At 64.1% G+C, this 12,410-nt stretch carries 10 protein-coding genes; 4 read left to right on the top strand and 6 right to left on the bottom strand.

What is annotated here, in order from left to right; translation table 11 throughout:
- Together QB898_RS04705 and QB898_RS04710 are read left to right on the top strand one after the other, a co-directional pair.
- Positions 1-310 (top strand): hypothetical protein (locus tag QB898_RS04705; RefSeq protein WP_279524008.1); only part of this gene is annotated, 310 nt, incomplete at its 5' end.
- 152 nt (positions 311-462) lie between these two features.
- Positions 463-1,884, top strand: a complete 1,422-nt coding sequence (locus QB898_RS04710) for a TIGR03862 family flavoprotein (protein ID WP_279524009.1) — start codon at positions 463-465, stop codon at positions 1,882-1,884.
- Positions 1,885-2,102: 218 nt separating this feature from the next.
- Here the strand turns inward: QB898_RS04710 and QB898_RS04715 are convergent, their stop codons facing one another.
- The 3 genes from QB898_RS04715 to guaB form a co-directional block, all read right to left on the bottom strand.
- Entirely contained in the window at positions 2,103-3,215 is a 1,113-nt protein-coding gene (locus tag QB898_RS04715; RefSeq protein WP_279524010.1) for a 3-deoxy-7-phosphoheptulonate synthase, read from the bottom strand.
- Positions 3,216-3,684: 469 nt separating this feature from the next.
- On the bottom strand, positions 3,685-4,317 hold the full coding sequence (locus tag QB898_RS04720; RefSeq protein WP_279524011.1) for an NYN domain-containing protein: 633 nt from the start codon (positions 4,315-4,317) through the stop codon (positions 3,685-3,687).
- A 101-nt stretch (positions 4,318-4,418) separates the two neighbouring features.
- Positions 4,419-5,888: an IMP dehydrogenase gene (gene guaB, locus QB898_RS04725; protein WP_279524012.1), complete on the bottom strand. Its 1,470-nt coding sequence runs from the start codon at positions 5,886-5,888 to the stop codon at positions 4,419-4,421.
- 188 nt (positions 5,889-6,076) lie between these two features.
- On the opposite strand from guaB, the gene QB898_RS04730 reads away from it, so the two are divergent.
- Positions 6,077-6,625: a DUF4124 domain-containing protein gene (locus QB898_RS04730; RefSeq protein WP_279524013.1), complete on the top strand. Its 549-nt coding sequence runs from the start codon at positions 6,077-6,079 to the stop codon at positions 6,623-6,625.
- A gap of 271 nt (positions 6,626-6,896) precedes the next feature.
- A complete protein-coding gene (trhP, locus tag QB898_RS04735) occupies positions 6,897-8,300 on the top strand; it encodes a prephenate-dependent tRNA uridine(34) hydroxylase TrhP (protein WP_279524014.1) in 1,404 nt (467 codons plus the stop codon).
- A gap of 392 nt (positions 8,301-8,692) precedes the next feature.
- Here the strand turns inward: trhP and QB898_RS04740 are convergent, their stop codons facing one another.
- The 3 genes from QB898_RS04740 to QB898_RS04750 all read right to left on the bottom strand — a co-directional run bounded on the left by QB898_RS04740 (position 8,693) and on the right by QB898_RS04750 (position 12,284).
- On the bottom strand, positions 8,693-10,459 hold the full coding sequence (locus tag QB898_RS04740) for an STAS domain-containing protein (protein WP_279524015.1): 1,767 nt from the start codon (positions 10,457-10,459) through the stop codon (positions 8,693-8,695).
- A gap of 45 nt (positions 10,460-10,504) precedes the next feature.
- Entirely contained in the window at positions 10,505-11,116 is a 612-nt protein-coding gene (dksA, locus tag QB898_RS04745; RefSeq protein ID WP_279524016.1) for an RNA polymerase-binding protein DksA, read from the bottom strand.
- Between the two features lie 94 nt (positions 11,117-11,210).
- Positions 11,211-12,284, bottom strand: a complete 1,074-nt coding sequence (locus QB898_RS04750; RefSeq protein WP_279524017.1) for a CobW family GTP-binding protein — start codon at positions 12,282-12,284, stop codon at positions 11,211-11,213.
- Positions 12,285-12,410: the final 126 nt, after the last annotated feature.

Raw genomic sequence — 12,410 nt, forward strand, 5'->3', positions numbered from 1 at the left:
CTCTGGCTGGCCAGAGCCGCACCACCTGAAAAAGCGTTTATCTTGCTCCTTGATTCGTAGCATGAAGTCCCGGTGGAATGGGCGCTGGAGCCGTTTTCAGGCCATTGAATCTGCTTCTGTTTTCGAGAGCCTGTTCAAAATCTGGCCGCAAGAGCACGCCATGCGCGGCGCCAGCACTGTTCCAAAGAGGCTGTCCCCCCTTTTCCTGAGCTTCTCCCGCAGGGGAAAAGCGGCCAGAGAAAGCCAAAAGCGAAAGCCTGAAGCGCCCGCAAGCCAGTGCGCCCGCGCAGGCCCGGAAAAGGAAGGGTAAAAGGCTTGAATCTGCTACCAAACCAATAGCACGAGGTCCTAGTGGAATCTGCGCAAACGCCGTTTGGAAGCCCTCCAAATTTGCTCCTTTTTCTGATGAAAAACCACTCGCCCGCAGCCCCCTCGCCATCGCCATGAAAGTGAAAACCGCCCATGACCGGCGCGCCTGACACCGCCGCGCCCGCCGCCCGCGTGACCGCCGCCATCATCGGCGCCGGCCCGGCGGGGCTGATGGCGGCGCAAGTGCTGTCGCAGGCGGGCGTGCCTGTGGACGTGTTTGACGCCATGCCCTCCGCTGGCCGCAAATTCCTGCTGGCGGGCAAAGGCGGGCTGAACCTCACGCACAGCGAGCCGCTGCCCGCCTTCATCCGCCGCTACGGCGCGCGGCAGGCCGAAGCAGCCGCCTGGCTGCAAGCCTTTGGCCCGCAGGCCGTGCGCGAGTGGGCGGCGGCGCTGGGCGTGGCCACCTTCGTAGGCACATCGGGCCGCGTTTTTCCGCAAGAGATGAAAGCCGCCCCCCTGCTGCGCGCCTGGCTGCGCCGCCTGCGCCAGCCCGCCAGCGGCGGCGCGCCCGTGCGCCTGCACATGCGCCACCGCTGCGTGGGCGCGCGGCCCGCCGCGCCGGAAGCGCCTGGCCAGGCGGGCGCAGGCGTCATCTTCCGCCTTGAAACGCCTGACGGCGCGCGCTGCGTGCAAGCCAGCGCGGGCCTGCTGGCGCTGGGCGGCGCGAGCTGGCCGCGCCTGGGATCGGACGGCGCGTGGACACGCTGGCTGGCCGCGCCCGGCGTGGCGGATCTCATCGCCCCCCTGCGCCCGGCCAACTGCGGATTTGACGCGGCAGGCCCCGGCGGCTCCGGCTGGTCGCCCTATTTCGCGCAGCGCTTTGCGGGCCAGCCGCTCAAATCCGTGGCCCTGCGCGTCACGGCCCCCGGCGCAGGCCCGCAAGGCGCGGCGCTGTTTGAGCGCCAGGGTGAATTCGTGGTCACTGCCGCCGGCGTGGAAGGCAGCCTCATCTACGCCGCCAGCGCCCTGCTGCGCGAAACCATCGCCGCCCACGGCCACGCCGTCTTCTGGCTGGATCTGCTGCCCGCCCGCAGCGCCGCCCAGGTGCAGGCCGCCCTGCTCGCGCCGCGCGGCAGCCAGAGCCTGGCCAGCCACCTGCGCAAAAAACTCCGGCTGGACGCCATCAAAACCGCCTTGCTGCACGAGCTGCTGCCCCGCGCCGCCCTGCGGACGGGCAGCGAAAGCGAAGCCGCCGGGCTGGCCGCCGCCATCAAGGCCCTGCCCGTGCGCCTGACCGCCCCCCGCCCCGTGCAGGAAGCCATCAGCACCGCTGGCGGCGTGCGGCTGGAGCACCTGACAGACGGCCTCATGCTGCGCCGCTGGCCGGGCCTTTTCTGCGCGGGCGAAATGCTGGACTGGGAAGCGCCCACCGGCGGCTACCTGCTCACCGCCTGCCTGGCCAGCGGCCACGTGGCCGGACAGGCCATGCGCCGCTGGCTGCAAGCGGGGCCGGGAGCAGATTTCACCAGCCAGACAGCGACAAAAACAGGAGCAAATTCAGGTGGGCTTTAAACCTGCCTCGCGCACATTCCTGTAGGACCTCATGCTATGGATACAGGAGCGAATCGAGGCCATCCAGCGGGCCATGCCCGCCACTGCCTGACGCTTTGCTGGGCGCGCCAGAGTGCAGCGTAGCGGCCATCTTTTGAGCCGTCTTGCCGCAGCAGCTTCCGTGCGCGTCCGGGGCTGCACTTTTCAAACCTCACGGACAGCGGCCGCAAACAAAGCCCTCAGGCCCGCGCGCGCCGCGCCTGCACGGCTTCGGCCAGCACGTTGATGAGCGCCTCGGAATCGTCCCAGCCCAGGCAGGCGTCGGTGATGCTCTGGCCGTATTCGAGGGTGGCGGGGTCGTCCTGGCCGGGAGTGAATTTCTGCGCGCCGGCGCGCAGGTTGCTTTCCAGCATCACGCCGCTGATGCGGCGCGAGCCTGCGCTGATTTGGCGGGCCAGGTCGTGCGCCACATCCAGCTGTTTTTCGTACTGCTTGCTGCTGTTGGCGTGGCTGCAATCGACCATGAGCGTTTCGGGCAGGCCGGCGGCGGCCAGCTGCTGGCAGGCGGCCTGCACGCTGGCGTCGTCGTAGTTGGGCTGCTTGCCGCCGCGCAGGATGAGGTGGCAGTCGGGGTTGCCCTGGGTGTGCACGATGGCGACCTGCCCACTCTTGCCTACGGAGAGAAAGTGGTGTCCGCGCGAGGCGGCCTGCACGGCGTCGATGGCGATTTTCACGTTGCCGTCAGTGCCGTTTTTGAAGCCGATGGGCGCCGAAAGGCCGCTGGCCAGCTCGCGGTGCACCTGGCTTTCGGTGGTGCGCGCGCCAATGGCGCCCCAGCTGATGAGATCGCCAATGTATTGCGGCGAAATCACGTCCAGGAACTCGCTGGCGGCGGGCATGCCCAGGCGGTTGATGTCCAGCAGCAGCTGGCGCGCAATGCGCAGGCCCTCGTCGATGCGGCAGCTCTCGTCCAGATACGGGTCGTTGATCAGCCCTTTCCAGCCGACGGTGGTGCGCGGCTTTTCAAAGTACACGCGCATCACGATTTCCAGCGCGCCAGCGTGGCGCTCGCGCAGCGGCTGGAGGCGGCGGGCGTAGTCCAGCGCGGCGGCGGGGTCGTGAATGGAGCAGGGGCCGATGACCACGAGCAGCCGGTCATCCGCGCCCTGCATGATGCGGCGCGTGCGCTCGCGCGTGGCGGCCACCAGGGTTTCGGCGTGCGTGCCGTTGATGGGGAAAAAGCGGATCAGGTGTTCGGGCGGGGGCAGCATGGCAATGTCCTTGATGCGTTCGTCGTCAGTCGGGCCGGTTTTCTCGTAGGGCAAACGCCAGGACGGGGCATTGCGGGGCATCGTGGTTCTCCTTGCAAGACATGAATGGATGAAATGGACATGAAAAAACCGCCGGGCTTGTGAGGCTCCGGCGGTTTCGGGTGAATGTGATCGGGAAGCTTTGCGGCGCGCTTTCAGCAACAGGCCTGCCTCTCGTCCGCCGGGGACAGAGAAAACCAGAACCAAAACCAGAAAGCGCGGCTGAAAGTCATAGGCGGCGGACTCTAGCACACCGGCGGCAGCCCCCTGCCCTGCTCATGGCCAGACGCTGAACAGGGGCCGGGAGGCAAAGAACCAAGGGCTGGCAGAAGAAAATGACAGGGTCGAATTCGCTCTTGTATCCATAGCATCAGGTCCTAGTGGAATGAGCGCAGACGCCTATTTTCGGGCAGCTTAATTCGCTCTCTTTTTCTGCATTGATTCGAAGCGCCCGAAGCAGCGCTTTTCGCGCCCACGGACGGACTTTGAGCAAGCTCTTGCGCGCCGCAAGTCAGCGGAACAGCCCTTCCACCCTGGGATCAGTTTGCACGTCGATTTCTTCGGAGAGCATGAGGGTGTAGGACGCCTCGTCCATGAGCTTTTGCGAGGTCTTGGCGGAGCCTTCCAGGTTCACGGCCACCACCATCACGCGCGTGCCCAGGCCGTTGAGCTTGCGAATGAGCGGCACGAAGTCCGAATCGCCCGAGACGAGCACCACCACATCCAGGTTCTTGTGCGCGGCCAGGTCATAGGCTTCCAGCGCCATCCAGACGTCGATGCCTTTTTCTTCGGGCGGATCCAGCGCCTCGTTCATGGGGTGATAGTGCGCCACGATGCTGGAGTGCATCAGGATCTGGTCCTGAAAGCGGTCCACTTCCAGTTGCTTGACCGGGTCTTTCATGGCCTGCACGGATTTGAGCGAAAAGCGGCCCCTGAAAAAGTGTGCTTCGGTGATTCTGCAAAGGTCGGCGTTGCCGTCCGTTTCCAGCCTGGCCACGCGCGCGCGAATGAAGTCGTGCAGTCCGTCTATCGAAAGGTAGCTGCTGCGCTCGTGGCGGTGTTTGTAATGGTTGCTGATGCGCCAGAAAAAGGTGCCGTCGTAAAAAATGCCAATACGGATCATGGAGCTTGGTTTGGTTTTCATCTCTTTTGGGAATTTGCCGGGTTTATGGTTTGGAATGAGCCAGAAAAACCAAGGCCGGGAAATTCACATTCCCGGCCTTGAATGAATATTTTCCCTGCGGATTATTCAGCGCGGTAATTCGGCGCTTCCTTGGTGATTTGCACGTCATGCACGTGCGATTCGCGAATGCCGGCGGCGGTGATTTGCACGAATTCGGCCTTTTCGCGCATTTCCTCAATGGTGGCGCAGCCGCAGTAGCCCATGCTGGCGCGCAGGCCGCCGGCCATTTGGTAAATGATGGCGACCACGCTGCCTTTGTAGGGCACGCGGCCTTCAATGCCTTCGGGCACGAGCTTGTCGGCGTTAGGGTTGCCGGTGCTGCTTTCCTGAAAGTAGCGGTCGGCGCTGCCTTGCTGCATGGCGCCAATGCTGCCCATGCCCCGGTAGCTTTTGTAGCTGCGGCCCTGAAAGAGCACGATTTCGCCGGGCGCTTCTTCGGTGCCGGCAAACACGCCGCCCATCATCACGGCATGCGCGCCGGCGGCCAGGGCCTTGGCGATGTCGCCGCTGTAGCGCACGCCGCCATCGGCGATGAGGGGCACGCCCGTGCCTTTGAGCGCCGTGGCCACGCTGTCGATGGCCGTGATTTGCGGCACGCCCACGCCCGCAATCACGCGCGTGGTGCAGATGCTGCCCGGGCCGATGCCGACTTTCACGCCATCCGCGCCCGCCTCGGCCAGCGCGCGGGCGGCGGCGCCGGTGGCGATGTTGCCGCCAATCACATCGACTTGCGGCCAGTTGTTCTTGACCCAGCGCACGCGCTCGATCACGCCCTTGCTGTGGCCGTGGGCGGTATCGACCACGATGGCGTCCACGCCGGCTTTGACCAGCGCTTCCACGCGCTCTTCGGTGCCTGCGCCCACGCCCACGGCGGCGCCCACGCGCAGGCGGCCTGAAGCATCGCGCGCGGCATTGGGGAAGGTGGTTTGCTTGGTGATGTCCTTGACGGTGATCAGGCCCTTGAGTTCAAAGGCGTCATTGACCACCAGCAGGCGTTCCAGGCGGTGCTTGTTGAGCAGCTGCTTGGCCTCTTCCAGCGTGGCGCCTGCGCGCACGGTGATGAGGCGCTCGCGCGGCGTCATGATTTCGCGCACGGGCATGTCGTAGCGGGTTTCAAAGCGCAAATCGCGCCCGGTGACGATGCCCACGACCTTGCCGTGGTCCACCACCGGAAAGCCGCTCACGCCCAGCTCGTGCGACAGATCGCTGACTTGCCGCACGGTGTGCTCGGGCGTGATGACCACCGGATCGCGCAGCACGCCCGATTCATGGCGCTTGACTTTGGCCACCTGCGCGGCTTGCTCCTGCGCCGTGAGGTTTTTGTGAACGATGCCCATGCCGCCTTCTTGCGCCATGGCAATGGCCAGGCGCGCTTCCGTCACCGTATCCATCGCGGCGGACAGCAGCGGCAGATTCAGGCGGATGTTGCGGGTGAGCTGGGTGGAGAGATTGGCGTCCTTGGGCAGGACCTGGGAGAAAGCTGGCACCAACAACACATCGTCGAAGGTGAGCGCATTGCCGATCAGGCGCATGGGGTATGGCTCCGCAAAAAATGAATTCTACTTGCGGCCTCCAAGCACACGCATGCAGCACGCGCATGCCGCCAGATTCAACCCGTTTCTGCGCATTACGGCACATTTGCCCCGCTAAACGGGCATTGGCGCGCGGCCAGGCGCGACGCACAATAAGCGCCTTCATTGACCCAGAGCCTTGCAGCCCCATGAAACTCACCGTCCGCGCCCTTGCCGCCGCCTCCTTCGCTGCCCTTGCCTTGGCAGCCAGCCTTCCGGCCCATGCCCAATACCAGTGGATTGACGGCAGCGGCCGCCGCGTTTTCAGCGACCAGCCGCCGCCGCCCGGCACGCCGCAGAAAAACATACTCAAGCAGCCCGCCGCCCGCCCCGCTGCGCCCGCCCCGGCGACGGACGAAGCCGAAAGCAGCGCCGCCGATAGCACGGCCGCCCCAGCCGCTGCGCCCCAGGCATCCACACCTCAGGCCGCTGCGCCAGCAGCGCAAGACAAGGCGCTACAGGAAAAGCTGAAAAAAGCCGAAGCCGAAGAAGCCGCCAAGAAGAAGGCGGAAGCCGACCGGCTGGCCGCCCAGAAGGCCGAAAACTGCAAGCGCGCCATCTCGGCCAAAGCCCTGCTGGATTCAGGCCAGCGCATCATGCAATCAGACGGAAAAGGCGGGCGCTCCTTCATGAGCCCCGAACAGCGCGCCGCTGAAACCAAGCGCATCGAAGAAGTCATGCGCAACGACTGCAATTGAGCGCCTGTTCAGCACCTGTTCAAAGCGCCCGCGCTTGCATGCCAACCGCCTCTCGCAGGCGGTTTGTTTTTGCAGATGACGGCTGCCTGTGCGGCAGATGAGCGGAGCAAACGAAGCAGAATTTATTTGCCTTTTTGCTTCTTAATCAATAGCAATATCTCGGCGCAGATAAAGCGCAATCCCCATTTTTTGACTGCCTGAATTTGCTTCCTGTTTAATAGCAAGCCAGCTTTGAAGAGGCCGTCCCGCCTCCCTCAGACCATCCCCCCGCATGAAAAACCCAGAACTGCTGCTGCCCGCCGGCAGCCTTGAAAAAATGCGCGCCGCCTATGACTTTGGCGCCGACGCCGTTTATGCCGGCCAGCCGCGCTACAGCTTGCGCGCGCGCAACAACGAATTCCGGCTGGAACAGCTGGCCCAGGGCATCGCCGAGGCGCACGCGCGCGGCAAAAAATTCTTTGTCACCAGCAACCTTTATGCGCACAACGACAAGGTGCGCAGCTACCTGCGCGATCTGGAGCCTGTGATTGCGCTGGGGCCGGACGCGCTCATCATGGCCGACCCCGGCCTGATCATGCAGGTGCGCGAGAAGTGGCCGCACGTGCCCATCCATTTGAGCGTGCAGGCCAACACCACCAACTGGGCCGCCGTGCGCTTTTGGCAAAGCGTGGGCGTGGCGCGCATCATCCTCTCGCGCGAACTCAGCCTGAAAGAAGTGGAGCAGATTCGCCAGGCCTGCCCCGGCATGGAGCTGGAAGTGTTTGTGCACGGCGCGCTGTGCATGGCCTACTCGGGCCGCTGCCTGCTTTCGGGCTACTTCAACCGGCGCGACCCCAACCAGGGCACCTGCACCAACGCCTGCCGCTGGAACTACGCCACGCACGAGGCCGACGTGGACCCCAACACCGGCGAAGCCCTGGCGCAAGGCGCGCGCCTGGCGGATTTCAGCTTCGCCAGCGAGCAAGAGCGCGCCGAAAAAGCCGCCAATGAAGCCGTGCATGACGGCGCCATGCCAAGCGCCACCGGCCAGCAGCGCCATCCCAAAGCCGACAAGGTCTATCTCATCGAAGAAGAAGGCCGCCCCGGCCAGCTCATGCCCATCATGGAAGACGAGCACGGCACCTACATCATGAACAGCAAGGACTTGCGCGCGGTTGAACTGGTAGAGCGCCTGTGCCGCATTGGCGTGGACTCGCTCAAGATCGAAGGCCGCACCAAAAGCCTGTATTACGTGGCTCGCACCGCGCAGGTGTACCGCCGCGCCATCGACGACGCCGTGGCGGGCCGCCCCTTCAACCCCGCCCTCATCACCGAGCTGGAGGGCCTGGCCAACCGGGGCTACACCAGCGGCTTTCTGGAGCGCCACCCCATCCAGAGCTACCAGAACTACGAAACCGGCCACTCCACCTCCACCCGCAGCCAGTTCGTGGGCGAAGTGCGCGCCTGTGCGGACGGCTGGGCCGAAGTGGAAACCAAAAACCGCTTCGCCGTGGGCGACCTGATCGAAATCATCCACCCCGCTGGCAACCGCACCTGCCGCCTGGCGGCCATGAAAAACGCCGAAGGTCAAAGCCTGCAAGTGGCCAGCGGCAGCCCCTTACGCGTGTGGATTCCGATGGACGGCCCGGCCGATGGCGCGCTGATTGCCCGCGTATTCGAGCCACAGGCCGCATGAATCCGGTTGAGGCAAAGGAGCGCGCGACGCCTTCAGATGCTGTCCGCCATCCGGCCGTGAGAGGCGAAAGCGCAGAAATCGGAATGGGGCAGCAAAGCGCAAACTGAAGACGGAGCTTGCAGCCCGCTGAGAATTTGCAAGGCCCACGAGCGCCCGAGTCCGCGCTTTTGCGCACCCCGGACAGAGGGCAATCAGGTTCCAGACGGCTTCCGCCCGCCAGATCACACCAAAAAGAAGAGCAAATCTGAAGGGTGAAAAATGCCGCCTGGCGCAGTTTCCACTAGGACATTATGCTATGAATCAAGGAGCAAATGATGCAGGACGCTGCCCCCTGCGAAGCGCCCATTCCGGCCAGCTTTTTTGCGCCTTGCTGGCGGAGACCAAACAGGTTTTCAGTCCTGCCGGGGTGAAACGCGGGCGACTTCGGAAATGCCGACCACGCCAAAAAACAGGGCGATCAGGCGGTTGAGGTTGGTGAAGGCAACTTTTTTTTCCTGTGCCTGAAGATCGGCCGCCCAGTTGAGCAGCATGCCGGCGGCGGCGAAATCCACGCGCAGCACGAAGCGGCAGTTCAGCTCGACGTAGCGGGCATCGCCGAGGCGCTCGCGGATGGGGGCGAGGATGGCCGTGGGGTCGTCCAGGATTTCGCCGCTGAGCTGGGCGCGCAGGTGGCCTTCGATGAGCTGCACGTCTTCTTGCGGGGCGTGCGTGTCCTGCGCGGCTGCGGCAGGTTCTCCGCCCAGCTCGGCCAGGATGGTTTCGCCTTCGGGCGTCATGGCCGTATAGTGGCAGCGAGGGGCTTGCCAGGCAGGCGGGGAAACTTCGTAGGTGACGCAGTAATTGAGCGCCACAAGGTCGAATTCATCCATTTCCCCCATCAGGCGCAGCAGAGCTAGGCGCGCTGTCCACCACTGCGTGTCGGTGTTGCGGTCTTCGTTGGGGGTTTTTTCGGACAGGATGTCCAGCAGTGCTTCCGTACCGAGGAATTTGATGCGGTCGCCGCTGTCGGCCCAGCGGTGCAGCTGCTCTGTCAGGGCTGGCAGGGCATCAGGGTTGATGCTTTTGAGCGAGCGCCAGTCGATGCGCCAAGGCGGCGTGTTGCGCTTGATGGCGCCTGCCAGCGCGGCCATAGATTGCACGCTGAGCGTGGCGGGCGCAGCCCATTGGGCCAGCGCCGCGCGCACGTTTTTCGGACTGGCGGCATGGCGGGCCATTTGCGCCAGCTTTTCAGGCGTGAGCATGCCCCACTGCGGGGCCGAGCGGCCAAAGCGGCTGGCAAATTCAATGGCGGTTTCGTCGAATTTGGCTTGCTGCGCCGTGGCGCGGTAGAGGTCGAACAGGCATAGCCAAGTGTCTTCATGATCCTGACGCGGGCCGCCTTCGGCAATCAGCGCGCGCAGGCTTTCTTCGGCTCCGGCGGCGTCACCATTGGCGAAGCGGATGGCGCTTTCTTCCAGCTCCGCGTCTTGCGGCATTTCGGCGGAGACTTCCACGTTGAAGTCGCCCATGATGCCGAAGGTGTAGGCGTCGCGGTCTTCTCCTGTGGCGTGCGGAACGTGCTCGTGAGGGGCGTCAGCATGGGTGGGCGGCTCTTCCGCTTTGGTGGCGGGGGCATCCACCAGGGTGTCGTGCTCATCTTCCATTGAAGGCGGAACCACTTCGACCACGCCTTCCGGCAAATGGGACATGGGCACGGTGGCGGCGAAAGCCGTGTTTTCGACGGCGGGCGGAGCATGGGGCGCGGGTTCGGGAGGAGGCGCCTGGGGTTCGGGCGCAGCGTCGTTGCGTGGTTTCTTGAACCAGGCCTGCGCCATCTGTTCTTCGATCTGGTCGATCTTTCTTTCCAGCGTGCGGGCGCGGTGAGGCCGGACGGCGTCAGGGGGAGCGCTGTTCAGGTAGCTGGATGGGCCTGCGTCTGAACTGGAGCTCTTGTTTTTGGCCACTTCGCCACGGCGGATTTTGCGCAGCGTTTCGAACTCGTCGCGGCGCGAGGCGTCGTTGCGGCGTTTGCGCTCGATCATGTCCTTGAGCGCCTGCCGCGTGTCGGACGCATCCTGCCGGGAATCCAGCTGGTCCAGGTCTGACCAGCCGGTGGCCGAGTTCTTGACGAACTTGGCCATCCGCGAGAGCAGGCCGCTGGGAGAGGTGTTCTTGCTCATGGGCGCATTATGCGAACGGGCGCAGGCGGGCGGCCAGCCGGACGCTTACTCGCCAAACATTTTTTGCTTGAGTTCGCGCCGCTGCTGCGCTTCCAGTGAGAGCGTGGCCGTGGGGCGCGCCAACAGGCGGCCCACGCCGATAGGCTCGCCGGTTTCATCGCAATAACCGTATTCGCCCATGTCAATGCGGGCAATGGACTGCTCGATTTTTTTGAGCAGCTTGCGCTCGCGGTCGCGTGTGCGCAGCTCCAGGGCGTGTTCTTCCTCGATGGTGGCGCGATCGGCCGGATCGGGCACAACAATGGTGTCTTCGCGCAGGTGCTCAGTGGTTTCGTCGGCGTTTTCCAGGATGCCGTTTCTCAAGCCAACAAGCTTGTGGCGGAAAAAGGCCATCTGCGCTTCGTTCATGTACTCGTCATCGGGCATGGCAAGCACCTCGGCGTCGGTCAGCTCTTGAGCGGGCTTGTTTTTCCAGTTATCGGCCAGGCGCGGATCTTTCTTGATCAGGGCCGCGGCGGCAGGCTTGGCAGCGGGGGGAGGCAATGTCTTTTTGTGGGCCGAGGACGTTTTGGCCCTGGACTTGACCGTTGCCTGCGCGGGCGGCGTTTGCCGGGTGCTGGCGGCCTTGGAAGCAGTTTTTCCAGCCGTGGTTTTCATGAGGCACTTCTCCCTTGGTTGGAGCCTGGCGCAGGGGCCGGGCGAAAAAATAGGCGGGCGATTGTATAGAGCGTGTCTGGCCCCGAAGCCGGGTTCAGACCAGGCATTGCGACAGCCCTTGTTCAAAGATATCGCGCGGCAAGTCGATGCCGATGAACACCATCTTGCTGACGCGCTTTTCGCCTTCAGCCCAGGCCGGACCCAGGTCGCTGCCCATGAGCTGGTGCACGCCCTGGAAGATGACTTTGCGCTGCACGTCCTTCATCCACAGCACGCCCTTGTAGCGCAGCATCTTGGGGCCGTAGATATTGACGATGGCGCCCAGAAAGTCTTCCAGCCGGGCCGGGTCAAAAGCGCGTTCGGTACGGAAAACGAAGCTTTTCACGTCGTCGTCATGCGCGTGGTGGTGGCTGTGATGCCCGTGCTGGCAGTGGCCATGCGCGTGGTCGCAGCCCTCGTGACCATGGTCATGGTGGCCGTGACCGTGTTCATGGACGTGGCCGTGCTCTTCTTCCTTGAGAAAGTCCGGGTCGATGTCCAGCCGCGTGTTCAGGTTGAAGCCGCGCAGATCCAGCACACTTTTAAGCGGCGCCTGCCCGAAGTGCGTGACGTGCTGCCCCGCGCGCGGGTTCATGTGCGCCAGACGGTGTTGCAGCGCAGCCAGCTCGTCGCCGGACACCAGATCGGCCTTGCTGATGAAGATCTGGTCGGCAAAGCCCACCTGGCGGCGCGCTTCCTGGCGCTCATCGAGCTGCTGCATGGCGTGCTTGGCATCGACCAAGGTCACGATGGCGTCCAGCAGATATTGCTCGGCCACTTCGTCGTCCATGAAAAAAGTCTGCGCCACGGGGCCAGGGTCGGCCAGGCCGGTGGTTTCGATGATCACGCGCTCGAAGTCGAGCGCGCCGCTGCGCTTTCGGGCGGCCAGATCGGCCAGGGTGGCGCGCAAGTCTTCGCGGATGGTGCAGCACACGCAGCCGTTGTTCATCTGAACGATCTGCTCTTTGTCGTCGCTCACCAGAATGTCGTTGTCGATGTTCTCCTCGCCAAACTCGTTTTCGATGACGGCGATTTTTTGCCCGTGCGCCTCGGTCAGCACGCGCCGCAGCAGCGTGGTTTTGCCGGAGCCGAGAAAGCCGGTGAGGATGGTGGCGGGGATGAGGGACATTGGATGCACAAGGGCCGGTTTGAAAGGGCGCGGAGTGTACCGCCGCATTCGCGGGCCTGCCTGGCGGTTCGGCATGCCTTGAAACCATGTTTGCAAACGGTTAATACGGCGGCAGGGTTTCTATTG

This window comes from Ottowia cancrivicina (genome assembly GCF_029813755.1).
GTDB lineage: Bacteria > Pseudomonadota > Gammaproteobacteria > Burkholderiales > Burkholderiaceae_C > Ottowia > Ottowia massiliensis.

Coding starts and splice junctions, on each gene's coding strand:
- QB898_RS04710 (WP_279524009.1), top strand. CDS start 463: ATGACCGGCGCGCCTGACACCGCCGCGCCCGCCGCCCGCGTGACCGCC.
- QB898_RS04715 (WP_279524010.1), bottom strand. CDS start 3,215: ATGCCCCGCAATGCCCCGTCCTGGCGTTTGCCCTACGAGAAAACCGGC.
- QB898_RS04720 (WP_279524011.1), bottom strand. CDS start 4,317: ATGAAAACCAAACCAAGCTCCATGATCCGTATTGGCATTTTTTACGAC.
- guaB (WP_279524012.1), bottom strand. CDS start 5,888: ATGCGCCTGATCGGCAATGCGCTCACCTTCGACGATGTGTTGTTGGTG.
- QB898_RS04730 (WP_279524013.1), top strand. CDS start 6,077: ATGAAACTCACCGTCCGCGCCCTTGCCGCCGCCTCCTTCGCTGCCCTT.
- trhP (WP_279524014.1), top strand. CDS start 6,897: ATGAAAAACCCAGAACTGCTGCTGCCCGCCGGCAGCCTTGAAAAAATG.
- QB898_RS04740 (WP_279524015.1), bottom strand. CDS start 10,459: ATGAGCAAGAACACCTCTCCCAGCGGCCTGCTCTCGCGGATGGCCAAG.
- dksA (WP_279524016.1), bottom strand. CDS start 11,116: ATGAAAACCACGGCTGGAAAAACTGCTTCCAAGGCCGCCAGCACCCGG.
- QB898_RS04750 (WP_279524017.1), bottom strand. CDS start 12,284: ATGTCCCTCATCCCCGCCACCATCCTCACCGGCTTTCTCGGCTCCGGC.